The organism is Methanobrevibacter sp. DSM 116169 (genome assembly GCF_046197865.1).
In the GTDB taxonomy this organism is placed as follows: domain Archaea; phylum Methanobacteriota; class Methanobacteria; order Methanobacteriales; family Methanobacteriaceae; genus JAHKLT01.
On sequence record NZ_CP166990.1, the window covers coordinates 1,512,638 to 1,538,995 of the forward strand.

The 26,358-nt window shown below is 25.7% G+C and carries 24 protein-coding genes; 9 read left to right on the forward strand and 15 right to left on the reverse strand.

All coding sequences use genetic code 11. The annotated features are described in order from the left end of the window. Positions 1-13 precede the first annotated feature (13 nt). The 5 genes from ACA134_RS07315 to ACA134_RS07335 all read right to left on the reverse strand — a co-directional run bounded on the left by ACA134_RS07315 (position 14) and on the right by ACA134_RS07335 (position 5,410). A complete protein-coding gene (locus ACA134_RS07315) occupies positions 14-814 on the reverse strand; it encodes a citryl-CoA lyase (protein WP_409199765.1) in 801 nt (266 codons plus the stop codon). A gap of 7 nt (positions 815-821) precedes the next feature. Continuing rightward, positions 822-1,703 (reverse strand): fumarate hydratase, encoded by an 882-nt coding sequence (locus ACA134_RS07320; protein WP_409199766.1) that lies wholly within the window; start codon positions 1,701-1,703, stop codon positions 822-824. Between the two features lie 9 nt (positions 1,704-1,712). After that, a complete protein-coding gene (locus ACA134_RS07325; RefSeq protein WP_409199767.1) occupies positions 1,713-2,615 on the reverse strand; it encodes a peptidase in 903 nt (300 codons plus the stop codon). Between the two features lie 4 nt (positions 2,616-2,619). Continuing rightward, complete coding sequence (locus tag ACA134_RS07330; protein WP_409199768.1) at positions 2,620-4,011, reverse strand: MmgE/PrpD family protein; 1,392 nt, start codon at positions 4,009-4,011, stop codon at positions 2,620-2,622. Between the two features lie 127 nt (positions 4,012-4,138). Further along, on the reverse strand, positions 4,139-5,410 hold the full coding sequence (locus ACA134_RS07335; protein WP_409199769.1) for a DUF1743 domain-containing protein: 1,272 nt from the start codon (positions 5,408-5,410) through the stop codon (positions 4,139-4,141). Between the two features lie 87 nt (positions 5,411-5,497). Here ACA134_RS07335 and ACA134_RS07340 point away from each other — a divergent pair, with 87 nt between their 5' ends. Both ACA134_RS07340 and ACA134_RS07345 read left to right on the forward strand, forming a co-directional pair. Beyond that, complete coding sequence (locus tag ACA134_RS07340; protein WP_409199770.1) at positions 5,498-6,424, forward strand: transcriptional regulator; 927 nt, start codon at positions 5,498-5,500, stop codon at positions 6,422-6,424. A 5-nt stretch (positions 6,425-6,429) separates the two neighbouring features. Further along, a complete protein-coding gene (locus ACA134_RS07345; protein WP_409199771.1) occupies positions 6,430-6,819 on the forward strand; it encodes a hypothetical protein in 390 nt (129 codons plus the stop codon). 2 nt (positions 6,820-6,821) lie between these two features. On the opposite strand, the gene ACA134_RS07350 is transcribed toward ACA134_RS07345, so the two are convergent. Both ACA134_RS07350 and ACA134_RS07355 read right to left on the reverse strand, forming a co-directional pair. After that, positions 6,822-7,565, reverse strand: a complete 744-nt coding sequence (locus tag ACA134_RS07350; protein ID WP_409199772.1) for a hypothetical protein — start codon at positions 7,563-7,565, stop codon at positions 6,822-6,824. 66 nt (positions 7,566-7,631) lie between these two features. After that, positions 7,632-7,970, reverse strand: coding sequence for a heavy metal-binding domain-containing protein (locus tag ACA134_RS07355; RefSeq protein ID WP_409199773.1), 339 nt, complete (start codon positions 7,968-7,970; stop codon positions 7,632-7,634). Between the two features lie 137 nt (positions 7,971-8,107). Here ACA134_RS07355 and serA point away from each other — a divergent pair, with 137 nt between their 5' ends. Beyond that, on the forward strand, positions 8,108-9,676 hold the full coding sequence (gene serA, locus ACA134_RS07360) for a phosphoglycerate dehydrogenase (protein ID WP_409199774.1): 1,569 nt from the start codon (positions 8,108-8,110) through the stop codon (positions 9,674-9,676). Between the two features lie 2 nt (positions 9,677-9,678). On the opposite strand, the gene ACA134_RS07365 is transcribed toward serA, so the two are convergent. The 4 genes from ACA134_RS07365 to ACA134_RS07380 form a co-directional block, all read right to left on the reverse strand. Beyond that, on the reverse strand, positions 9,679-10,344 hold the full coding sequence (locus tag ACA134_RS07365) for a Mov34/MPN/PAD-1 family protein (RefSeq protein ID WP_409199775.1): 666 nt from the start codon (positions 10,342-10,344) through the stop codon (positions 9,679-9,681). 4 nt (positions 10,345-10,348) lie between these two features. After that, positions 10,349-11,035: a tRNA(His) guanylyltransferase Thg1 family protein gene (locus ACA134_RS07370; RefSeq protein ID WP_409199776.1), complete on the reverse strand. Its 687-nt coding sequence runs from the start codon at positions 11,033-11,035 to the stop codon at positions 10,349-10,351. Positions 11,036-11,045: 10 nt separating this feature from the next. Next, positions 11,046-11,810, reverse strand: a complete 765-nt coding sequence (locus ACA134_RS07375; protein WP_409199777.1) for an aspartate dehydrogenase — start codon at positions 11,808-11,810, stop codon at positions 11,046-11,048. 110 nt (positions 11,811-11,920) lie between these two features. Continuing rightward, positions 11,921-12,343, reverse strand: coding sequence for a PRC-barrel domain-containing protein (locus tag ACA134_RS07380; protein WP_409199778.1), 423 nt, complete (start codon positions 12,341-12,343; stop codon positions 11,921-11,923). 347 nt (positions 12,344-12,690) lie between these two features. Between ACA134_RS07380 and ACA134_RS07385 the strand changes: the two genes are divergently transcribed. The 4 genes from ACA134_RS07385 (at position 12,691) to ACA134_RS07400 (ending at position 19,624) form a co-directional block, all read left to right on the forward strand. Further along, entirely contained in the window at positions 12,691-16,539 is a 3,849-nt protein-coding gene (locus ACA134_RS07385) for a beta strand repeat-containing protein (protein ID WP_409199779.1), read from the forward strand. 112 nt (positions 16,540-16,651) lie between these two features. Beyond that, positions 16,652-16,924 carry a metal-sensing transcriptional repressor gene (locus ACA134_RS07390; RefSeq protein ID WP_409199780.1) on the forward strand — a complete coding sequence of 91 codons (273 nt, stop codon included), beginning with the start codon at positions 16,652-16,654 and terminating at the stop codon, positions 16,922-16,924. Positions 16,925-16,977: 53 nt separating this feature from the next. Further along, entirely contained in the window at positions 16,978-18,840 is a 1,863-nt protein-coding gene (locus ACA134_RS07395; RefSeq protein WP_409199781.1) for a heavy metal translocating P-type ATPase, read from the forward strand. Between the two features lie 58 nt (positions 18,841-18,898). Beyond that, on the forward strand, positions 18,899-19,624 hold the full coding sequence (locus ACA134_RS07400) for a tRNA-binding protein (RefSeq protein ID WP_409199782.1): 726 nt from the start codon (positions 18,899-18,901) through the stop codon (positions 19,622-19,624). On the opposite strand, the gene ACA134_RS07405 is transcribed toward ACA134_RS07400, so the two are convergent. The 4 genes from ACA134_RS07405 to ACA134_RS07420 all read right to left on the reverse strand — a co-directional run bounded on the left by ACA134_RS07405 (position 19,621) and on the right by ACA134_RS07420 (position 23,258). Then, positions 19,621-21,033, reverse strand: a complete 1,413-nt coding sequence (locus tag ACA134_RS07405; RefSeq protein ID WP_409199783.1) for a lactaldehyde dehydrogenase — start codon at positions 21,031-21,033, stop codon at positions 19,621-19,623. The genes ACA134_RS07400 and ACA134_RS07405 overlap by 4 nt on opposite strands. A 12-nt stretch (positions 21,034-21,045) precedes the next feature. Continuing rightward, positions 21,046-21,249 carry a class III signal peptide-containing protein gene (locus tag ACA134_RS07410; RefSeq protein ID WP_409199784.1) on the reverse strand — a complete coding sequence of 68 codons (204 nt, stop codon included), beginning with the start codon at positions 21,247-21,249 and terminating at the stop codon, positions 21,046-21,048. Positions 21,250-21,257: 8 nt separating this feature from the next. Next, positions 21,258-22,172 carry a type II secretion system F family protein gene (locus ACA134_RS07415; protein WP_409199785.1) on the reverse strand — a complete coding sequence of 305 codons (915 nt, stop codon included), beginning with the start codon at positions 22,170-22,172 and terminating at the stop codon, positions 21,258-21,260. A gap of 63 nt (positions 22,173-22,235) precedes the next feature. Next, positions 22,236-23,258: a M24 family metallopeptidase gene (locus tag ACA134_RS07420; protein ID WP_409199786.1), complete on the reverse strand. Its 1,023-nt coding sequence runs from the start codon at positions 23,256-23,258 to the stop codon at positions 22,236-22,238. 1,254 nt (positions 23,259-24,512) lie between these two features. Here ACA134_RS07420 and ACA134_RS07425 point away from each other — a divergent pair. Both ACA134_RS07425 and ACA134_RS07430 read left to right on the forward strand, forming a co-directional pair. Continuing rightward, on the forward strand, positions 24,513-25,148 hold the full coding sequence (locus ACA134_RS07425; RefSeq protein WP_409199787.1) for a site-2 protease family protein: 636 nt from the start codon (positions 24,513-24,515) through the stop codon (positions 25,146-25,148). 3 nt (positions 25,149-25,151) lie between these two features. Then, complete coding sequence (locus ACA134_RS07430; protein WP_409199788.1) at positions 25,152-26,354, forward strand: YcaO-related McrA-glycine thioamidation protein; 1,203 nt, start codon at positions 25,152-25,154, stop codon at positions 26,352-26,354. Positions 26,355-26,358: the final 4 nt, after the last annotated feature.

A 26,358-nucleotide genomic window follows, 5' to 3' on the forward strand; every position in this document is an offset into this window, starting at 1 on the left:
CACTTCATTTAAATTATTTATTACCTTCAAATATTATATCACTTAAATCACAAAACTTTCTAAATTCTTCTTCATCAATGGATTCCTCATATACATGAGCAACAATTCCAGGAGTTCTTCCAATAATAAAAATACCTAATCCTATTTTCGGATTAAATCCCATATCAGAAAGTAAAGCAGCATTTGCACCATCAACATTAATTTGAATGTTTTTATTATCCTTTAATAAATTTTGAAGTGTAAATGCAAGTTTTGTGTGATTTCCAACCATCCCCTCATTTATAGCTAAATCTAATAATTTTGATGCTCTTGGATCTTTATCATGATACCTATGTCCAAAACCAGGTATTTTTTCTTTATCTTTATTAAATTGGTTGAAAATATCAATAGCTAGTTGTACAATCTGTTGATTATTAATTTCATCATCATCAGTTAATTTTAAAGTTTTAATCGAATTTTGATATAATTTCATAGCTTTTTCAATAGCTCCAGCATGATTTTTACCAAATGATAATAATCCTCCAGCTACTGCACTATTCATTGGAGATCCAGATGATGAAATCAACCTAGCAGTTTGCGTACTTGGAGGAGTAGCTCCATGATCACAAAATGAAACTAAAACATGATTAAACATTTTACTTTCCTCTTTTGAAGGAAGTAGTCCTTTTAAAAGTAAAAATATCATATCACTAAATGAAACTTTTTCAATTAAATCTTCTTGATTATATCCTCTTGTATAAATCAAATTAGGTTTAATATCTGAAATAGCTGTTTTTAAATGATGATGATTAATTTTAAAATTATTTTCTTTCATAATATACCTAAATTTTAATTGTAGCTACTCTTGGTTCAACAAAACAAGCTGGTCTTGAAGAAACTATTCTAACTCCACTAGCTCTTTGAGGTCCAATATTTACAAATGTTCCAAGAACAGTTTTACAACCACCAAGTCCAAGAGGTCCTATTTTTGTTTTATTTAATTCATTAGTAATATAAGTTTCAATTTCTGATTGATTTTTTAAATTTCCATAAATTAATCCTTTAAGCATTAATTGGCTAGATTCAATATGTGTTCTCCCAATACCAATTGATGAAATAGCTGGAGTGCATCCTAATAATTTTAAAGAGTCTTTAAGCCAATTAATAGTTCCATCTATAACATTGTTATAATCATTTTTATGAAAAACTCTATGTGTTTTAGCTCTTATTTCAGGGCCTCCACCTAAAAGAGCTAAATGAATATTCAATGTATCTTCATCAATTTCTCTTTTATAAGAAGATTCGATTTTTCCATTATCTATTATAAAATTAGCTGGTTTTAGCATTGAAGGAGATTCATATAAACCTTCAGATTGTTCTAGTCGTTGGATATCATTACCTTTTACTGCCATTGGTCTACCAGGAAGTAATTTTAATCCTTCTTCAATTCCTTCATTAATTTGGCTTAATATTTCACCAGTTATCTGTCTATTGTTTCCTATTTCAATCAAAACATGTGGAATTCCAGTATCATCACATAAAGGTAGTTTTTTATCTTTAGCTATTTTCATATTCTTAATAATCATCTCTAATGCCCAAACAGCATTTTCATTATTGTATTTTTTCTCTTCTTCTAATGCATCTAAAAATACATCTATATTATTATCATATTGAGAAATACTAGCATCAATAATAGCTTCTTCTACCTTTTTTTTAATATTCATATTTATCCCTTATTCTGGAATAGCTAAATCTTTTGATCCATAAGATGACATAATTGCATCAGAACAATATTTATCAATTTTTTCACTAACAAGTTTTACTTGTTTTAATCTAAGTATTGCCTCATTAGCTGATGTATCATAATTATGGTTACTTGCAATAGAGCCTCCTGTTTTTAAATATACTGGAGATGCTACTTTAATAAATTCAGGTACTTCATAATGCCTAATAAATCCTCCACTTGATTTAGGATTTTCTGTGTGTAAATCTAAAGGCATATAAACAGAGGATCTAATAGCTGCAATCATTGGAATTTGTAAATCTCTTACAGGATTAACAGAATTTGCACCATTTTCTTCAAGTAATTTAAAAGATGCTGGATTTCCATGACCTGTGTGTGCAGATATTTTAAATTTAATGTTTTTAGGTAAATCCCCATTTTTTCTCATATTGTTTAATACCCATAACAATCCTTCATCATATAATAGTATTCCTCTAACACCAAATTCCACAGCTTTTAAAACTTCTTCAACAGCATATACTAAATTATCATAGCCTCTAATTCTATAAGCCATTCTTTTTCCTTCTTCAGTATTTACTGATGCACTTGTATCATAAGTTGCTCTTGGTCCAATAGATAAAAATAGCTCTATTTCATATTTTTTAGAAATATCAACCATTTCTTTTATCTCATCATTAGTTAAAAGCATTATTCCTTTTGTTTGTGTTATTCTATGAATTGTTAAATCTTCTTTTTTAGCATTATTCAACAAAGTTTCCATTGCATCAGGAGATTGAATACCTGGAACTTCAAATCTATATTGGCCTCCATCATTAAATCGTTTTAAAGATTCAAAATCACTATTTATCTCTTTAATACCTAATTTTTCTAAAGATTTTTTTGTAAATTCCATAATATCATCCATTTAAAATTTCTATAACCTGATTCATATCATAATTTTCCATATCATCAATAATTGATAAATTAGATAAATTATATTTAGGATTTAAAGTTTTAAATTTTTCAATTAAATCTTCTAAAGATAATGGATTTTCTTTATCCCCTTTTGGAATCATAGTAGTGTTTTGGAATAATCCTCCTCTAAAGCGTTCATCTAATTTAATTATAATATTACATGGTCTTTTATTTGGAAATAAATTGTTTAAATCTTCATCTGGAATAATTTTAATTTTTTTAACTAAAGTATTTATATCATTAACATCTTTTGAAGTACTTTCTTCTTCAAATAATCCCTTCTCAATAAGATTATCAATTAAACTAAGTGTAATTTCACCACAAACAAGAGCTATAGCTACTGCATACGGTAAACTATTTTTTAACTCTAATTTATTTTTTGGATTATAATTATCATGTTCTGCAGCTATATAATATGTTTTAACAAGAACTTTATCAATGGCCTCATACTCTTCACAAATGTTTATTCTAAGTTTTAATGCAGTATCAATAGCTGAATGAATATGTCTGCAAAATGGATATTTTTTAAAGTAAATACCATTCATATTAACAGCTTTTAAGCTTTTAGATATATGCTTTTCATTTAATTTTTTATCTTTAAAAACATAGCTATTTAAAAAACCATTTTCACCAGTAAAAATTGATTTACTTCCAGTAAAACCATTTTTTGATAAATAAGTTCCAAGCATTCCATTATAAACTGCTTTTCCCACATTTAAAGATTTACCCATGCTTCCACTATGACCTGATTCAAGAAGACCTGCTGATTGAGTTCCTGCAAGACCAAATCCATTTAAAATTTTTTCTTTATCTAATTTTAATAATTTCGAAGCTACAGCAGATGCTGCAAATGTTCCAATAGTTCCTGTTGTATGAAATCCATTGTTTCTGTGTTGTGGGTTTATTAAAGCCCCTAAAAATATTCCTACCTTATATCCTACTATAATACTTTCTAAAAAATCTTTACCATTTATATTGTTTTCTTCACTAATTGCAATAGCTGTAGGAAATACAATAGCTCCTAGATGCATTTGAGCTATTCTATGGCCATCATCAAGTTCTAAATTATGAGCAGAAATTCCATTAACAAAAGCAGTATTTAATATTGGAAGTTTTAACTTATCATTTCCAATAACACTAGAATTAAGATTTTTATTAGTTGAAAATAGATCAATAACAGTTTTTAAAGCTATTTTTGTAGCATCTTCTTCATAACCCCTTAAAGTAACCCCAAAAAAATCTAAAAAAGCAGCTTTAGCTATTTGTACTGTTTTTATATCTTTTTCATCATAGTGAAAATTATAAATAAAGTCTGAAATTTCTTCTAAAATCATTTTATCCCCTGATTTATATGACATGTATTATTTTTTTTATACATATGAAAATTTTAATACATATGATACATATTATTTTTTTAATATGTATAGAATTTTTTATACATATTATTTTTTTAATACTTTTTTAAACGCCTAAATTCATACGACATAATGGTTTTGCAAGATGTCTTCTTGCAGAAATAGGAGTTTCATAAAATTCTCCTTCAATTAAGTCCCTTTTAATTATTGTAGCTATTTTATCATTATCTTTTGTTTTAAATCCGCATTTTTTACATTTAAAACCTTTACCTTTACCAGCTGAAGATAATGTTTTACCACATTCACATATAGGATTTTTATATTTAATATTATTTAATTTTATTACTTTGAATTTTTCTATGTTAAATGTGTTTTCTTTTCCAATACCTCCATAAAGTTCAATAATATCGCCTTTAACTAATTTTAAAACAATTTTTCTAAAATTTTTTGTTGGTTCATAAGCTGCGCATTCAATTTCGGCTGTTTCATCTTTGATTTTAAAAAAAACATGCCCTCCTTCAATTGTAATAGGGTTATTTTTAAGTTCTCCTTTAAAGCTATAAGAAGAGTATTTTTCTAAATCAGAAATATTATCAATTTTTTGAATATGATCATCAGTATGTTGGTTAGTTTTAAAAATACAAGAAGATTCTATAGGTTCTAAAACTTTAACAATAGTTTCTGCTTTTTTTAGTGATTCTATATTATTTGATCTTATTCCATATAAAACAGGACATGGTGTTTTAGGTTCGATAGCCATATAATTTTCTGTGTAATCATAATTTTCAAAAGTATCTGGATATGTTTGTTTATCCATTTTCAAAACAGATTTTTCATCTATTTTTCTATTTTTACCATAATTATCAGGAATTCTATAAGAAAGTAATTCATATGTAAAATCATCTATTTGATATCCAATAGCTGCAAGAGATCCAATAATTCCTCTACCATTTTTAAACATGTGTGCATCAGCATTTATTTTATCTACAAATTCTTTTGCTTCATCAATTGTGATAATTGAATTCATAGCTTTTTTTGAAAAATCAATTAATTCTTGATTAATTTCACCTGTATAAAATATTACACCTGGATTGGTATTATCTGCTTCAAACATTGATAAAGATTTAATTTCATCTAATACTATTTTTTTAGCTAAATCTGTTTTATCATCATTTAATATTTTAAATGAAACAGCTCCATTTCCTCTTGTTTTAAATTTTGCAAATGGATTTAATCTAATTAAAAGAGGAAAATCAATAATTTCAATATTATTTTCTTTAAATTTATTAATGATGCTATTAGCTAAATATGTTGTACACATTCCTTCATTTGAATCAGTATCATCAATTCCAATATATAAAAAATTTATTATAATCACCATCTAAATAATATGTAAAATTTAAATATTATTCCTTTTAAATATTATTATAATTAAAATAATTATAGAAAATACATAGGTGCTTCTATGTTAGCTAGAAACGAACTAATAAAAGAAATTAATAATTTACTAAATTCTGAAGGGTTTGAAACATCCAATGTTTATGATCAAAGATGTTTTGATTTAATAGCTCGAAAAAAATTATTAATTTTACTTTTAAAAACATTTACAAATGTAGATAGTATTAATGAAACACATGCAGAAGAAATGAGGAAAATATCTCAAATCTTTTTAGCATCTCCTTTAATTGTAGGGGAAAAATCTAAAAATGGTCTTTTAGAAGAAGATGTTGTATATGAACGTCATGGAGTTCCTGCAATATGTTTAAACACTTTAAAAAACATGATTCTTTATAATGAATATCCTGAAGTTTTAGCAGATCGTGGAGGATATTATGTTAAAATCAATGGAGATGTTTTAAAAGAATATAGAGAAGAATATTCCTTATCTTTAAAAGATTTAGCTGATTTAGCCCATGTTTCAAGAACAACCATGTATAAATATGAAAATGGAATTGTTAAAACAAATACTGAAACAGCTATGATGTTAGAAGATATTTTAAATACAAAAATAACTGTAGATATAGATTTATTTGAACCATACAGTGAAAATGAAGAAAATAAAGATAAAAATTTAGAATTAAATCGATTAGGATATGGAGTAATTTCAACTAATAAAAGTCCATTTGATACTGTTGCAAAAAGTGAAGAAGAAATTAAATCATCTTTAATGTTTAATATGGAAAAAAACCGTAAAATAAAAACACTTGAGAAGATGGCAATTTCTTTAAAAGATTTATCAAATATAACCTCATCAGAACCTGCATTTATTATAAAAAATGAAAAACTTAAAGAATCTATAGATGGAATTCCTGTTATAAAATCCTGGGAATTAAAAGAGTTTGGAAATTCAAAAGATTTACTAAAAGTTATAAAAGAGAGAAAGGATAATTAGATAATATGTCAAATTTAACACTCGAAGGAGCAAAAAATTATCCTATAAAATGGATATGTAATTTTAGAGGTCAAAAAGCTATTGGAATATGTTCCTACTCACAAAAAATAGCTATGTTTGCACATGATGAACGTGTGCCATTATTAATACAAGATTTAATTATAGGATCTGATAAAACACAAGAAGAATATGGGTGTGAAGAAGAAGATCGTTGTTGTAATTTTGAATGTGAATACTGTAAAATAAGTCCTGAGCAATATTTACAAATTACAAAAGGAAAATCAACAAAAAAGGCTATTGCTGATTTGGAACTTGGTTTAAAATCTTTAAATGAAGAAATAGAAAATGAAGGGTTTGTTCCTTTTGAAAAATATGAAGTTATTGATAAAAAATAACTTTACTTTTCAAATAAAACAGAAAAATCTTCTTTTGCTTCATTTTCATTAGCTACACCAATTGTCATTAAATCTATAAAATCTAATTTTTTCATAAAAGTAAATGCATCAATTGGCATTTGAATTCCTGCAGCTAATACTTTACTAGCTATTATTTTTTTATCAAGTGAACTTAAAAGATTTTTTAATTTTTCCCTTTCATCTTGAAGAAATGAAGGTGAATCCATCATATAAGCAAGTTGATTAATTGGAATCATATAAAAATCAAATAAATCTTTATTAAAATCTGAATTTAAAATTTCTTCAGTAGTCCTATATGGAAATGAAGTTATAATCCCTGATAGTGAAGTATTATTAATTTCATCTAAAATTATTTCAATTAAATTCCAATCATAGCTATCTACTATAAACTCATCAACTAACATTATTTTAGATTCTAATGAATTGAAAATTTCAATGTCTTCTGTATAATCTACATTTTTAGAAATTTCATAATCTGGATTTATATAATTAGATTCTCTTTTTCCAATTGTAGCTATAATATCCATTTTACATCCTTGTTCTTCAGCTATTTGCCAAGCTTGAAGTAAAGATTCATCATTGACTAAATTAATTCCTTTAACACCCTGATCATATGCTGCTAAAATAATTTTAGAAATATTTTCAGGATTTCTATGTAAATCTAACTGATACAATCTAGCTCTATGGCCAAAATAAGTTTCACCTGTAAAAGGAGCAGATCCCAAAATAGCTTGAGGGATCTTTTTATCCTTATAATTTAAATAATCATTAAAAATTTAAATCACCAGATTTTATTTTTCTTTAACTACTACAGCTGTTCCATAAGCTAGAATTTCTTGCATAATATCAGAGATATTATCAGAATCATATCTAACTCCAACAAGTCCATTAGCTCCAAGATCTTTTGCATGAGCTATTAATCTTTCTAATGCATCATTTCTAGATTCTTCCATTACCTGAACATATTCTTTTATTTCTCCCCCAAAAAGAGAGCGTACACCTGCTGTAATCTGTCCTCCAGCACCTCTACTTCTAACAGTAAGGCCATAAGCAAATCCCCTGCACTCTACAATTTCAAAACCAGGAATATCATTGGTTGTTGAAATTGGAAATTCTTCTATTGATACCATTTTTTAACCTCGAAAATTTTTAAATATAATAATAAATATAATTCTTAATATTATTATTAAAATTTAAATATTTTTCTAAAATTTAATTTAATTTAATCTGATTAATTATTTAAAAAGGAGCATTAAATGGTGAAAATATGAAAATATTAGTTGCAGATTCAATAAATGAAAAAGGTATTGAAATACTAAAAAAAGAAGTTGATGTGGTCGTAGATCCAACTATTACTCCAGAAAATTTACTTAAAACTATTAATGAATATGATGGTATTGTAATTAGAAGTAGAACTAAAGTTACTAAAGAAGTAATAGAAGTTGCAGATAATCTTAAAATTATTGCAAGAGCTGGTGTAGGAGTAGATAATGTAGATGTAAATGCTGCTACTGATAAAGGAATAATGGTAGTTAACTCTCCAGAATCAACCTCTATTACTGTTGCAGAACATACCATGGGACTCATGTTATCTCTTGCACGTAAATTATCTATTGCAGATAAGTCTGTCAAAGAAGGCAAATGGGAAAAGAAAAAATTCATGGGAATGGAGCTTAAAAACAAAACACTCGGTATTATTGGAATGGGTAGAATAGGTTCTCAAGTAGTAAGTAGATGTAAAGCATTTAAAATGGATACTATCGTATATGATCCATATTTACCTGATGAAGCAGCTAATCAAATGGGAGTAGACTTAACAGATTTAGAAACTGTCTTAAAAAATGCAGATTTCATTAGTATACATGTTCCTTTAACAACAGAAACTAAGCATTTAATATCAACAGAAGAATTTAAAATAATGAAAGATAGTTCTTTTATCATTAATTGTGCACGTGGTGGAATCATAGATGAAAAAGCATTATACCATGCATTAAAAGATGATGTGATTGGTGGTTGTGCATTAGATGTATATGAAGAAGAACCTCCAAAAAAAGATTCTAAATTATTTGAATTAGATAATATTATTTTAACTCCCCATATTGCAGCTTCAACAAAAGAAGCTCAAAGAGATGCAGCTATTATTGTAGCTGAAGAAATAATCTCATTATCTAAAAATGAAACACCTCAAAACATTTTAAATATGCCTAGAGTTGATAATTACAAGGATTATACTCCATATTTAGATTTATGTAAAAAATTAGGAAGTTTCATCTCACAAGCAGTTAATGGAAAATTAAATGAAATTGAAATTATTTATGGTGGAGAAGTTGCAGAACTACCTAATCATGAATTATTAACTAGAAGTATCATACAAGGTGCAGTTAATCCATATCTTAAAGGAGAAGTAACTACTATCAATTCACCAATAGTAGCTAAAGAAAGAGGCATTACAATAACTGAAGGTGTTAGAAATGATGCAAAAGGATATGATTCTTTAATTAAAGTCTCAGCAATAAATGGAAATGAAAGATTCTCAGCTGAAGGAACTAATTTACATGGTCCTAGAATATTAAAAGTAAATAATTATTGGGTAGATGTTAAACCTGAAGGCCATATGTTCATAGCTAAGTATGAAGATGTTCCAGGAAGTATTGGTAAAATTGGAACTTTACTTGGAGAAAATAAAGTAAACATCGGAGTCATGCAAGTTGGAAGAGAGTTAGATAGTGGAAAAGCTATTATGGTCTTAACACTTGATCATGAAGTTCCAGAAGAAGTTATGGAACAACTTAAATCTTTAGAAAATATTTATAATGTTGTTAAATTAACCTTATAGATTTATTTTCTTTTTTTATTAATTTTTTTTACATTGCCCTTTTCATCAACTTCAATATTGATATTTATAACACCATCATTTAAATCATCTGGGTCAATAACAATCTGATTTAAAGGAATATTATTTTCTTTTTGAGGAATTATTTCATTTTCTTCTAGTTCATCCTCAAAATCATTGTCAAAGTCTTCTTCATCAAAAAAATCACCATCAAAATCTTCTTTTAATTCTTTTTCAAATAAATATTTATAATCTCCAATATTTAATGGAACTTCTTCACCGCGTTTATTATAAGCTATAATTGTTTCAAAACTATATGGTAAACATACAATCATGTGAAATACACCTAATTTTGAAAATGTTGATAAATCCGCACCAGATGGTCTAGCACTAGGTCCTGGATGGCTATGAATTGACCCCCAATAATTCATTGTTGGTGGAAGTAATCCAGTTTGAAGAACTGCTCCCGTATCAGATGTTTCACCAGGCAGGAAAATCAATCCAGTAATATATAATATTTCATCTTTAATTTGACCTTCAAGAAGAGCTAAAAACTCTCTAGGGTAAGATTCATTAGCATAAAACAAAAAAGACTCTATAACTTCCCTATCTACTTTAACTTCATTAAATTTTTTATTATTATTTTTAAAAATTTTTGAGAAAAATCCCATATTTTCACACATTTATTATATTTATATTCTTGAAAAATTCATTTGTAAATTTAGGAATTTCTGTATCAACAAATAAATTTTCTAAATTATTTTTATAAATAGCTATTCCCCTTTTTTGCCAAATAGGAAGATTATTTAAATTAATCCCCATATCAAAAAGTAATTCATGAATTTCATTTAGTTTAAGCCCATTAATTTTGTCTTGTGCTTCTTTATTACCATATTTTTCTTTTAAAGCCCAAATTCCATAACTATTAACACAATTTCTCCATGATTCATCTTGTCTCCACTTGAAATATTTGAAAATTTCTAGATCTGTTATTGTAATAACTCTTGAATCGAAGGCAATAGGTTTAGCTGAGTTTAAATTATAGGTTTTATTTAAGTTAAGTGTTAATGAACTAGATATAAAGCTTGGAAATACTGAATCTACTTTTTCTATTCTTCCAGAAAAAGGTAGTTTATTAAATAAAATATTTATTTCATCTGAAAAGGTAAAAATGAATTTGGGTGAGAATTCTTTAAAAAATTCAATACATGCATCAACCATAGATTTAGAAAAATTCTCATCATATGGTTTTTCAAAATTTAAAGAAGATGATAATGAATGAAAACTTCTACCATCTAATCTTAAAATAGTTTTAGAACACATTGGAACTTTAAAACTAGAGTAAATCTCATATTCTTTCATAAAATCATCCTTAATTACCAATTGAAAAAGTTGAATTAAGATTTTTTAAAAGATTAATAGCAGAGTATGCAGATAAAATACTAGTTTTTGGATTATTATCACATGGTAAATTCATTACTTTAGTTGAAAATTCTCCAAATTCTCCTTTTATATAAATTTCATGAATATTTCTATCAATTAAAGGATCTGCAATAATTTTAACATCAATATTTCTTTTACAAGATAAACTAATAGCTGCAGCAACATTAATATTTGCAGGGAACTTTTTAACAGCTTCAGATGCTTTCCCTTCAAATAAAACTTCTTCTTTTTTAATATCTCTACCTAAAGATTCTGGAGATTTACGAGTAATAAGAGTAGCTTCTGTTAAATTTAAATCTGCAACTGCTTTTATTCCATCTAATCCTAAAATAGCCCCAGAAGGAGCATGAATTTTAGCATTATTATCTTTAGCTATTTTAATTAAATTTTCACGAAGATTATTATCCATTAATGAACCAATACTCATAATTATAATATCTTTACCTTTTTTTAAAACTTGTGATGCGTAAATTTCAACTGATTTTGCAGATGCTGCTTCTAAAATTAAATCAACATTGTCTATCATCTCATCAAAATTAGATGTAGCTTTTCCATCAGTCATACTAGCTAATTTTTCAGCTCTTTTAATATCATTATCAAAAAAATAGCTTAAATTAATATCATCATAATTAGTCATTATTTTACTAACAACAATATTAGCTATTGCACCACAACCTAAAATACCAATCTTCATAAAAATCACTATTAATAGAAAATATGATTTTTATTTTATAAAAATATGATAGAAAGTCAAATGATTAAATTGATTTCAAATTAAAAAAAATAAATAAAAAAAGAAAAATATTAGGATAAATCCTTGTTAATTTGAGTTTCAGGAGTTTCTTGGGTTTCAGGAGTAGAACTAGTGTTCATGTTAGGATGTTGATTTTGAGGAGGTATATTTTCCATTTTTGGAGGGAAGCTAGCTTTTTGAATATCCCTTGGATCAATTAACATTATATCTCCAATAGCTTGAACTTTATCAAAGTCAATAGTTAATAAATCATCTTTATAACTTCTTACTCCTTCTTCTTCAGGCATGAATTGGAAACCTCTTTTCCAAATATCTTTGATACCAACTTGTTTTTTTTCCATTTCTATAGCTTTAACTTGTAATTTAGAGATTGTACCTAACCTTATATTAAGAACTACATCAGCCACTCTTCCAACATATTGACCTGCAATAGTGTAAATGTCTAAATTATAAAGATTTGAAACTTCTACCATTTTTTCACCTATAACCAAAATCTAATAAATATAATTATTTTTTAATCCATAAATCAACTTATATTATAATAAGTTAGAATTAATACTATTATTTCTTTAATAGTATAAAAAGCTTATGTTAAAATATCAATTAATATAATTTTATCAATAAAAATAGATTAATTATAAAAAAATATACAGCTATTTTAAAAATAAGAAAAAATTAGTATTAAAAAATTTAATTTTCATAAAATTAAAAAGAAAAATACTTTAAGTATCATAATAATAAATTAATTGAGTAATATTCAAACATTTTTCATTATTTGAAAATGTTTTACATTATAACAACAAAATTGGAGATTATTCAAATGATAAGAGGATACTTAAAAACGATTTTACTGCTTTTAATTTTAATTTTTTCTATAAGTTCTGTTTCAGCTATAGATGAAATTGATTTAGAAACAGTCGAATTAGAAGGGGAAATTAATACTAAAAGTATTAATGAAATAGATGAAATAGAAAGTAATAATGAAGCAAAAGCTATTGTTAATGCTAGTGGAAATTTTGCAGCTTTAAATACAGCAATAGGAAGTGCTGGAGATAATGGTGTTGTTAATTTAATAGGAAATGTTGAATGTGAGTTAATGGAAGTTTTGGGAGGCTATAGTGGTGGAATACACATTAATAAAAATATAACTATAAATGGAAATGGATTTACAATTAAGGCAGTTGATGCCCCCATTAGTATTAATAGCCAAATATTTAATATAGGCAATAATGGGAATTTGATATTAAAAAATATTATATTACAAGGAGGCCTTGCAGATATAAGTGGTGGAGCAATCTACAATAATGGAGGAACCATCACCATAGCAAACAGTACAATCACACAAAATAAAGCAACTATGAGTGGTGGAGCAATCTACAACACCAATGGAGGCAACATTACAATAAAAGACAGTACATTTACTAATAACAATGCAGCTAATGGCGGAGCAATCTTTAATGATGCAGGAACTATTACAATAATCGAAAGTACAATTACAGAAAGTTCAGCAACATCACAGGGTGGAGCAATCTTTAATAGCAATATTTTAACAATAACCAATAGTATATTTACGCAAAATAGTGTACAAAGTTCAAATAGTGCAAATGGTGGAACAATCTACAATAATGCAGGTAGTGTTACAATAAACAATAGTACATTTAGACAGAATAATGTACAAAGTTCATCTAGTTCAAAAGGTGGAGTGATTTATTCATTTAAAGGTACTTTTAATATATTTAATAGTGCATTTACAGAAAATAATGCATATGGTGCATCAATCATCGAAGGCGGGGTAATTTATAATCGAGAAGCTAATATAAATATAATTAATAGTGTTTTTGAAAATAATGTTGCTCAAAATGCAGTTAATAGTCATGGAGGAGTAATTTGTAATGAATTAGGTAATTTAAATGTTTCTTATTCAATATTTTACAATAATAGTGCAAATGGTGGAAAAGATGCATTTATAACTTCAGGCAATGTAGATTTATCCACTAATTTTTGGGGAACTAATAATCCAGAATTTTCTCAATTAATATATGGATCTAAAATATTAGATGATTTCATAACAATAAACTTAATTTTAGATGCACCAAATGAAATTTTAAATCTTGATGAAGATTTACCATATCATATTGAAATAGCTTTAAATGATACAAGTAAAACTTTAAATCTTGATAAACTAGGTGACATATTTGTTACTCTTAAAAATAATGATAATAATTTAGAATCTTTTTCTGCAAAAAATAAAACAGAACCATTTACAAACAATGTTACAATAACATTCCCTAATAATTATAGCTTATTTTATAAAAATAGTGAATTAAATAGTATTAGCTATATTTTAGGTTATGGCTATAATTTCAGATGGTTAAATTTCACAATGTTTTTAAATAATTATAATATGGATTTGAAAGGAAAAATAGTCAAATATAATTCTAGTACAGATGAAAATTTCACCAATGGAATATTAATTGATGAAAAAGTAAATATTTTTAATGGAACTATAGATGGTAGCAATGCTGCAATATTATTTAATATAACTGATACTGGTGAATTTTCATTAGAAAATATAACATTGCAAAATGGAACAAATAATAAGGGAATTATCTATAATAATGGAAATTTAAATATAATTAATGCTATTTTAAATAGTAACACTACTAGTCATTTAATTTACAATAATGCTAATTCTTTCTTATTTTTGAATAATAATATTATGGATAATAATTTAAATATTGAAAAAATTTATAATAATGGTACTATTACCAGTAAAATTAATTTAATTATTATGAATGAAGATACTATTACTGCAGATTTCGGCAATAGTGTTATTTTAAATGCTACTTTAACTGATGATAAAAACAACATTATTGTTGGTCAAAACATTACATTGACTAATCTTAATTTAGATGATATTGTTTTAAGTGATTATATTAATGGTTTATACAATATTACATACTTACCTCCATCTGTAGGAATATTTAATATAAATGGAACTTATCAAGGTGGAAATAATCTAACTATAAAAATGGGATTATTAAAAGTCATTGGCTCAACAAATTTAAACATCACTGTTGATTCAAATATTATTTATAGTGAAGATGGATATATTCATTTCAATATAACAACTACTGATAATAAAAAAATTAATGGAACCATAACTGTTAATATAAATGGAACCATAAAAAACCTTAATATAGAAAACGGATATGGAAAACTCAACATAAATGATATGCCAGCAGGAGAAAACTACCTCATAAACGCAACATTCACACCATCAGACAACCAAAACTACACAATATCAACAAACAACACAGAACAATTCACAATCAACAAAGCAACTACAAATATAAATATCACAAGCGATATTAACATAACATATAAAGAAGATGGATATATCTACTTCAATATTACTACAAATAATAACAAAAACATTAATGGAACAATAACTGTTAATATAAATGGAACCATAAAAACAGCTGATATAATCAATGGACAAGGACAAATTAACTTAAATAATATGTCTGCAGGAAAAAATTATCTTATAAATGCTACATTCACACCAACAGACAATCAAAACTATACAATTTCTATTAATGATACATATTATTTCACAATAGCTAAATCAGATGAATTAAATATTTCATTAGGCGATACTAATATTGCTGCTAGTGAAAATCAAACTATTTCAATTACTGTCAATCCTAATGCTACTGGTAATTTAACAATTACAATAAATGGTACAAATATTACTTCTGAAATTATTAATGGCACAGCTACGTTTAATATAAGTGATTATGGATCAGGTAATTATACTTTGAATATAACTTATTCTGGTGATGATAATTTTAATGGTTTTAATAGTTTAGCTAATATTACAATTAATAAATCTGATGTTGATTTAGTATCTGATGATATAATTATGTTTTATAAAAATGGTACAAAATATTGGGCTACTTTAACAGATTATTTAGGTAATCCTATTGAAGGACAACTTATACAAATTACTGTTAATGGTGTAACCTATAATAGAACTACTGATGTTAATGGTACAGTGTATTTAAATATTAATTTAAATCCTAATACTTATAATATTACAGCTAATTATGGTGGTTCTAGAAAATATAATAATGCAAGTATAACAACTAGTTTATTTGTTAATTCTACTTTAATTGTTAGTGATCTTGAAAAGTATTATCGTAATGGTTCTCAATATGAAGCACAATTATTATATGGAAATGGAACTCCAATAGTAGGTAAAAATATAACATTCAACATTAATGGAGTATTCTACAACAGAACAACTAATGCACAAGGAATAGCTACATTAAATATTAACTTAAGTCCTGGTGAATATGTAATAACTGCAGAATATGAAGGATTGAGACAAAGTAGTTTAGTGTTAGTTAAACCAACATTAACAGCAAATGATGTAAATAAAACATTTGGAACTAATGATACCTATGATATGACATTAGTAGATGGTGCAGGTCAAGCAATAGCTAATACTAACATTACAATAAACATTAATGGAGTATTTTACAACAGAACAACTGATGGAAACGGAATTGCAAGATTAAATATAAATTTAAACCCAGGTTCATATATTGCAACTGCAACATACAATGAATCTACTACAAGTAATATAATTACTGTAAGAGCATAATAGGAAATTTAATTTTCCTATATTTTTTCTTTTTTTAAATATTTTTAAGCATAAATCAAAAAACTTATATAATAATTTTACCAATACACCTATAGGTATAGGAGTTATATTTATGAAAAAATGTATGGATTCAGAAAATCTCCATAGAAGATTAAATAAAATTAACGGACAAATTAATGCAATTAATCGTATGATTGATGAGGATATTCCTTGTGAAGAAATTTTAATGCAAGTTAATGCATCTAAATCTGCATTACATAAAGTTGGTCAGATAATTTTAGAAGGACATTTAAATCATTGCGTTAAAGAAGGAATTGAATCTGGAGATACTGAGAAAACTATTAATGATTTTTCAAAAGCTATAGAATATTTCTCTAGATTATAATTTTTTTTAAAAAATTAATATACCCATACCCCCATAGATATAGAGTTGAAAATATGAATATTTTTGATAGATTAGGCTTACTAAATGAAAAAAGAGAACTTATATTTGTTATAATTTCTATTATAACTTTAATTTTAAGTTTTTTCAATATTAAAATTTTAATAGACCTTGCTTGGATAAGTATAATTTTATGTGGATTGCCAATAATTATTGATGCAATAATAGCTTTAATCAACGAACATGATATAAAAGCAGATCTTTTAGTATCAATGGCATTAATAGCTTCAATAATTATTGGTGAAATATTTGCAGCTGGTGAAATAGCTGTAATTATGACAATTGGTGCTATGCTTGAAGAATATACTGTTGAAAAATCAAGAACAGGAATTGAAAAACTTATTGATTTAACTCCACAAAGTGCAAGGCTCATAAAAAATAATAAAGAAAGTAAAATTTTAGCAAAAGACATTAAAATTAATGATATAATTAAAATATTACCAGGTGAGAAGGTTCCTGTTGATGGTGTGATAATTGAAGGTGAAACTTCAATTGATCAATCAAATATAACTGGAGAATCTATTCCTCAAGATAAAAAAACCAATGATGAAGTTTTTAGTGGAACTATAAATCAATTTGGTTCTATTTTAATTAAAGCCATAAAATCTGGAGAAAATAGTTCATTTCAAAGAATGGTTAAATTAATTGAATCTGTAAATGTTGAAAAAAATAAAATTGTACGATTAACTGATAAATGGGCAACATGGATTGTTGTAATAGCATTATCTGCAGCTATAATTACATATTTTTTTACAGGAGAAATTATAAGATCAGTTACAATTTTAGTAGTATTTTGTCCTTGTGCATTAGTCTTAGCAACACCAACAGCAATTGTTGCAGCTAATGGTAATTTAACAAAAAAAGGAATTTTAGTTAAAGAAGGTGATGCACTAGAGAGATTATCATATGTAAATAATATTATGTTTGATAAAACAGGAACAGTAACATATGGAAAACCAGAACTTATTGATATTATAGCTACAAATAGCTATAATAAAGAAGATTTAATTTTATATATTTCTTCTTTAGAAAATAAATCAGAACATCCTCTTGGAAAATCAATTGTTAAATATTTTAAATCAAATTATAAAAATGATTTATTAAATATAGATGATTTTAAAATGGAAATAAGTAAAGGTGTAAAAGGAAATATAAATAATAAAAAAGTATTAGCTGGAAATTTAAACTTTTTGAAAGAAAATAATATTGAAATTGATGAAAAATTCTTAAAAGATGTTAAAAATCTATCTAATAAAGGATTTGTATTGATTTTTACATCAATTGATAATGAATTTACAGGATTGATAATATTAAATGATGTTTTAAGAGAAGATTCTGTGAATTTAATTAAATCTATTAAAAATTTCGGATTAAAAACTATTTTAGCAACAGGAGATAGTGAAAAATCTGCCAAATATATTGCAAATGAATTAAATGTAGATAAACTATATTATGATTGTTTACCTGAGACAAAAAGAGATATTATTCATGAAAACCATGAAAAAGGAAATAAAATAGCTATGATTGGTGATGGTCTTAATGATGCTGCATCTTTAAAAGAATCTGATGTTGGAATAGCTATGGGAGGAATTGGCAATGATATTACAATAAATGTTGCTGATATTGTTTTAATAAATGATGATATAAAATCAATAGATCATTTATTGAAAATCTCTAAGAAAACAATACAAACTATTAATATTAATATAGTCATATCTTTAGCATTGAATTTTATTGCAATTATATTAGCTATTTTAGCTATTTTAAATCCAATTACTGGGGCATTAGTTCATAATATTGGTTCTGTTGCTGTTATTATATATTCTGCAACTTTATTAAATTGGAAAAGTTCTAATTAAAAAAACTTATTTAATATGAACTTAAATATTAATTTAATAAGATTAATGAAGGGAAAAAATGTGGGATACTAGTAAAGATTACAGAATACTAATAGCTATAAAAGCTAAAGAATTATATTTAAGAACAATTGAAGTAGGTAGTTTTAGAGGTCATTGGAATAAAAAAATGGCTATTGATACTTGTAAAACTATGGATAGTGATTTTCAATCTTTATTATATTCATATCTTGAAGGAGATGCTCTTGTAAATTCAGAAGATGTCGAATCATTAGTTGAGAAGACTGAAAAGATTGTTGAATATTTAGGTGGAGAAGGTTGGAATAAAGTATTCCTAGATTCTGCTCCTAAAGAAGATAGAGAAAAAACAATTGAAAATATAGCTAAAGTAAAGTTCTTTTTAGATATTATATTTGGCCTTAAACAAAGATTAGCATTAGGTCCTATTAATGATCCAATTATCGGAATAGATATAAAAGTAGGAGAAGTAATGAGTGTTACAAAACATCCTAAAGCTGACAGTCTAATGATTTGTAATGTGAATCTTGGAAAAAAAGCTATTACTGTTGTTACTAATGATTTAAATGTTAAAGAAGGTAATGATGTAGGTGTTTCTATGCTTCCTCCTCAAACTTTTATGGATATTACAAGTGAAGGAATGTTTTTAGGAATGAATGGTTCAATTTTAAAAGATGTTAAAGCTGAATTAGGTCAAATGCCTAAAGGAATACCTATGGAATCTTTAAATGAAACAAGAAATTTAATAGAAAACTTCTTAAAAGATTAGCGAAGATTTAGGCCTATTAATTTAGTCCTACACATATCTTCAACTGCATATTTTATTCCTTCTTTTCCAACACCACTATCTTTAAAACCACCAAAAGGCATATTGTCTGTTCTAAATGTTGACTGTTTATTAATAAATACTGATCCAGCTTCAATTTCATTTGCACATTTTAAAGCATCTCTATAATTTTCTGTATAAACTCCAGCTTGTAATGCATAATTTGTATTATTAGCTATTTTTATAGCCTCATCAGTAGATCTAACTGTGATTATTGGAGCTACAGGTCCAAATGTTTCATTTATAATTAGATCCATGTTTTCATTAATATTTCCAATTATTGTTGGCTCAAAAAATGTATCTTTTCTTTTACCACCAGATAATAGTTCTGCTCCATCATTTATTGCATTATTAAGTGATTCTTCAACACATATAGCTGCATTTTCATCTATTAAAGGTCCTATATCTGTTGATTTATCTAAAGGATTTCCTAATTTTAATTTTTCTGATTTTTCAATAAATAAATTAGTAAATTCATCTTGAACATTTTCATGAACAATGATTCTTTTAACTCCCATACATACTTGACCTGCATTAAGAAAAGATCCAGTAACAGCACCTTTTACAGCTTCTTCAATATTAGCACCATCTAAAACTATTAATGGGTCATTTCCACCAAGTTCTAATGTGATTTTTTTCATTTTTGCTCTTGCAGAGATTAAATGACCTATAGCTACACTTCCAGTAAATGAAATTTTATCTACTTTAGATGAATCAACAAGAACATTTCCTACTTCTGATCCAGAACCAGTTAGGGAATTTATAACACCATTTGGAAATTCATTAGCTATTATTTCTGCCATTTTCAAAGCTGCAAGTGGTGCTTGACTAGCTGGTTTTAAAATTGTTGTGTTTTTACTTGCAATAGCTGGAGCAATTTTATGAATAGCTAAATTAACAGGATAATTAAATGGAGTTATAGCTGCAACAACACCTAAAGGCATTTTCTTAGTAAATGCAAAAAATCCTTTACCATTAATTCCTGCATCTAGTGGTATACTTTCACCATAAATTCTTTTTGCCTCTTCTGCAGCTAGTTTTAATGTTTCAACAGATCTATCCATTTCTCCTAATGATTCTTTAATTGGTTTTCCAACTTCTAATGTAATTAATTTAGCTAATTCTTTTTTATTTTTCCTAAGTGATTCATAAGCATCATATAATTTATTTGATACTTTTAAAGCTGACATCTCATCAAGTGATTTTTTAGCTCGATTTGCAGATTCAATTGCATTATTTATATCATTTTTATTAGCTATTGATACTTCATCAACTATTTCATTATTATATGGATTTATTACCTGAATTTTCTCATTTTTAGATACTTTTTCACCATTTATTAACATATCCATTTTTAACAATCCCTAATAATTTAAGTATTTAATTATATCTTCAACTTTATTGTTAAAATTATTGACTTCAGTTGAATTGATTTCATTTGTAAACTCATTTAAATAGTTTCTATATATAAAAATAGCTATTATAACTATTAAAATAATTCCACCAAATAATAAAATCATTTCTGCTGCACCTTGACCGTTTTTATCATTTAAAAATTTTTTAATCATTTAAACCACTAAAATATAAGTAAACTACCTGCAAAGTTTGAAATTATATAAAAAATTGAATATGCTACAATTGTTAATGGAATAGAAAACTTTAATCCTTTTTTAAAATCCCCATATAATATCAAACCTATAATAAATCCAACTAAAATAGAATGAATTATTACATAGCTTTCAGCAGCAATTACAGCAGTTTTTATTAATTCACTTGATTTACCAAGAGATACAATAAAATTTGAATAAATACTAACCATTCCTAAAGAAAATGGAGTTGCAATAATAGCTGAAATTATTAAAAACATTACAGGCATCATTACAGAAGATTTTCTATCTCGTTTTAAAGCTAACATATCTCTCAAGTCATTTGATACATCTTCGATAACACTAGATAAACTTGTTCCTATTTTCCTACCTTCTAAAATTATTATAAAAACTCTTTTAAGCTCTTTTGAATCTAATCTTTTAACAAAATCATACCATGCATCATCAAAATTTTTACCCATTTTAATTTCTAAAATGGTTCTTTTAATCTCATCATATAATGGGCCTTGACCATAAGTTGAAATACTTTCCATTGCATTTTCAAAACTTAATCCAACTCTTAAAATAGCTGAAAGTTGCCTTAGAAAATCTGGACTTGATTGTTCTATTTCATTTATTCTTTGTTCTTTTTTAATTAAAATATAAGATATTAAGCTTGGTAAAATTAAAAATGGAGAAATTAATAAAAAATAATTTAAATTAAATATTGAAATTAAAATTAATAATAATATCTCTAAAGTAAAAATAGCTATTATTAGAAGACTTAATATATTTGTAGAACTTATTGAGATTCCACCAGATAATAAAAAGTCTTGGAGTTTATTTAAGTGTTTTTCTGAAATTTTATTTTCAAAATAATCAGATAGAATATAAAATTGATTCATAAGATTAGTAATACTTAATTACATATAAAGTATTACTTATAAATGAATACAATTTAGCTATTTTTAATCAATAATATGTTCTAAATTTCCAATAATTTTACCTTTATTTTGAATATGAATTGTATCTTCAATTCTAATACCAAATTCATCTTCTAGATAAATTCCAGGTTCAACTGTTATAACCATATCTTTTTCAATTATAGTATCATCTTTAGTTGAAAAGTTAGGACTTTCATGAATATCTAAACCTAAGCTATGGCCTGTAGAATGTATAAAATTATCTTTATATCCATAATCTGATATTATATCTCTTGCAACCTTATCAATATCTGAACATTTGAGTCCTGGTTTAATAGCTTTAATAGCTTTATTATGTGCTTCTAGGACAATTTCAAAAATTTCATTTTCTTTTTCTGATGAGATGATAGTTCTCGAATTATCAGAACAATACCCTTCAAACTTTGCACCCCAATCAACTAAAGTTAAATCTTCTAATGGAATGTTTTGAGGAATAGAATGTGGAAGAGAAGATTTTTTACCTGTTGCAAAAATTGTATCAAAAGATTCTTTTTGAGCGCCATGAAATCTCATAAGTTTACCAAGTTCATAAGAAAGTTCTGCTTCAGTTTTATTTTTATTATTTAAAATATCTAATTGTTTAAAAGATTTTTGAGCAATTTCTGCAGCTTTAGTAATTTTTAAAATTTCTTCTTTTGATTTAATCATTCTTTCATTATTTACAAATGTTTCAATATCTAAATTAAAATCATTTTGAAGTTTTTTATAAGTAGCTATATCTAGACTTGGTTCAATGGCTATTTTAGATATATTTTCACTTTTTAAAAGTTCATTCATTTTAGAAAAAGACTCAAATTCAACAATATCAATTGAAGAAGAATTTTTAGCATTTTCCATATCCATTTTTGATGTGAAAATTATAGGATCTTCTTTTATAATACAAAACGCAAAACTAGTTGGAAAATAATTAGATATATAAGCTATATTTGTGAATTGGCCTAATAAATATCCATCATAATCTTTTTCATCCATTTTCTTTAAAATGTTTTTAATATGTTGATTATTCATATATTTTCCTCCTTTTAAAAAAATTAATCTTGATTATTATTTTATTGATAATGATAAATAAATTTTTATTAAAAATAATAATTGATTTAATATAGTAAAAATTAATATAAAGAAAATTTTGAAGTTGAATAAGAAAATAAAACTAAAAAACAACTGAAAAGATTTATATAAGAATTATAATAACTTATTACGTGGAATCGCTTATGATTTCACAGGAGGTAAAATGTCAAAAGAAACTTTAGAAAAGTTCTTGATTATCTTAAAATTGACCATCGAGATAATCAAAGAACTTATAAAGTAGTTAGGGGGTGACCCCTAATTACAATTTTCTAAAGTTAATTATATATTTTTAAATATATAAGTTTTTTGATAGATTTTCCTCCAATTTTTTAAAAACAAATAAATTTTACAGCATTAAAACAATAATAATCTTTAAAAAATATTATATTAATGACTAAAAATTGATTAAATATAATAAAAATATATACAACAATATAATTATTGTTTAAAAAGAAAAATAAGCTTAAAAACAACTGAAAAGATTTATATAAGAACCATAATAACTTACTACGTAGAATCAAATCGATTCTACAGGAGGTGAAAATATATCAGAACAAAGTTTGAAAAAGCTCTTAACTATCTTAAAGTTAGGCATTGAGATAGTAAAAGAGCTTATAAAATAGTGAGGGATAATCCCTTACTAATAATTTCAAACTTAATTATATATCTAAAAATATATAAAATTTTTGATAGATTTTCCTCCAATTTTTTAAAAATAAATAAATTTTACAGCATTAAAACAATCCTTATTTAAAAAAATATTCCATTAATAGCTAAAAATTGATTAAATATAATAAAAATAGATATAACCATGATTTTAATCTCAAAAAAGAAAATTAAGCTTAAAAACAACTGAAAAGATTTATATAATAACTATAATAACTTACTACATAGAATCAAATCGATTCTACAGGGGGTGAAAATATATTAAAAGAAAATTGGTTCAACTCTTAACTATCTTAAAGTTAGCTATTGAGATAGTAAAAGAGTTGATAAAATAATAAGGGGTTTCCCCTTATTATTAATGCCAGTTTTAATAATATATCTAAAAATATATAAAATTTTTGATAGATTTTCCTCCAATTTTTTTAAATGAAATAAAATAAAAATAGCTACTACAAAATCTATTTTAAAATCAATTCACAAATCCTAAAAATAAAAGATATTTATATTATAATATCCATTATTTATAATATGTTTAAATTTACAAGTAATGAATTAAGAGACCTTTTCATTTCTTTTTTAGTTATTTCATTCGGTTTCGCCTTTATTTTCTCAGGACGAAACTTTTCAACTGTTTGGTATTTATTACCAATAGCTATGATAGGAGTGGGTTCAGGATTCATATTACATGAGATAGCACATAAAATTACATCTATGCATTATGGTTATTGGGCAGAATATAAACTATGGCCTACAGGATTATTAATTGCTCTTGTTACTGCTTTTATGGGTTTTTTATTTGCTGCTCCAGGTGCTGTTTACTTTTATGGAAATCATGTAACAAAAAAGGAAAATGGAATTGTTTCTCTTGCAGGACCAGTAACAAATATTTTAATAGCTTTAGTATTTTTATTTTTAGCTATATTGATGAGGCCATTTTTAAATCCAGCAGATGGTATAATAATGATAATATTCCAGACATTTATTATAGGATTTACTATTAATAGCTATTTAGCATTATTTAATATGATTCCTTTTGCAGGTTTAGATGGTTCAAAAGTTATTAGATGGAATCCTCTTATTTGGATAGTTGTTGTAATCATCTCAGGAGCTATGACTTATTTAGGATGGACAAATCAATTGATTCCATTTATTTTAGGATTTTAGATTATGTTTCAAGATAGCCCTATAAAATATTTTAAAGGAACTCATAGAATTATTTCACCTGATGAGACAATAAATAAGTTTGAAAGTAAACTTAAAGCTGCAGGAATTACTAGAGTTACTGAAATTACCGATTTAGATCGTATTAAAATTCCAGTCTTCTCAGCTATTAGACCAACTTCTGAAGAAGGTAGTGTAAGTGTTTATGCAGGTAAAGGAATTAATAAATCCCATGCAAAAGCTTCAGCTATTATGGAAGGTTTTGAAAGGTATTCTGCAGAAAGACAAAATATTGATGATGTATTTTATGGGACTATTAGTGAGGCAAAAGAAAAACACGAAATTATTGAACCTGAACATTTAAATTTAGCTAAAGATTTAAAATTTAATGAAGATACTTCTTTAGAATGGACTTTATCTAAAGATATAATTTCAGATAAGGATTTTTTAATTCCAACAAATGCAATTTATCATCCATATAATTCTGAAAATAATACTATATCTTTATTTAAATCAAATACTAATGGTCTCGCATCTGGAAATAATTTAGAAGAAGCTATTTTACATGGAATATTTGAAGTAGTTGAAAGAGATGCTTGGAGTATTTTTGAGCTTACTAAAAAAAATAAAAAAGAAGTAAAATTAGATACAATTGATAGTGAATTAATTAATGATGTTTTAGAGAAGTTTAAAAATGAATCTATTGATATAAAGTTATTAGATATTACTGTAGATATTGAAATTACTACAATTGTTGCAATTTCAGATGATACATTACTTAAAGACCCTGCACTACTTACTATTGGTGTTGGAACTCATTTAAATCCTGAAATAGCTATTTTAAGAGCTTTGACAGAAGTAGCTCAAAGTAGAGCAACTCAAATTCATGGTGCTCGTGAAGATACTGTTCGTGCTGATTTTATGAGAAAAGCTGGTTATGAACGTATGAAAAAAATAAACAAACATTATTTCCAGGAAAATGAAAATAAAATTAATTTTAATGATTTAAAAAATAAAAGTAAACAATCAATAAAAGAAGATATAGATACATCTATTAGTGAGCTTCAAAAAGCAAATATTAAAAATGTTTTATATGTTGATTTAACACGCAAGGAAGTAGATGTTCCTGTTGTTCGAGTAGTTATTCCAGAATTAGAACTTTATTCAATAGATAGTAGTCGTTTGGGAAAAAGATTTTTAAAAATTTGATTTG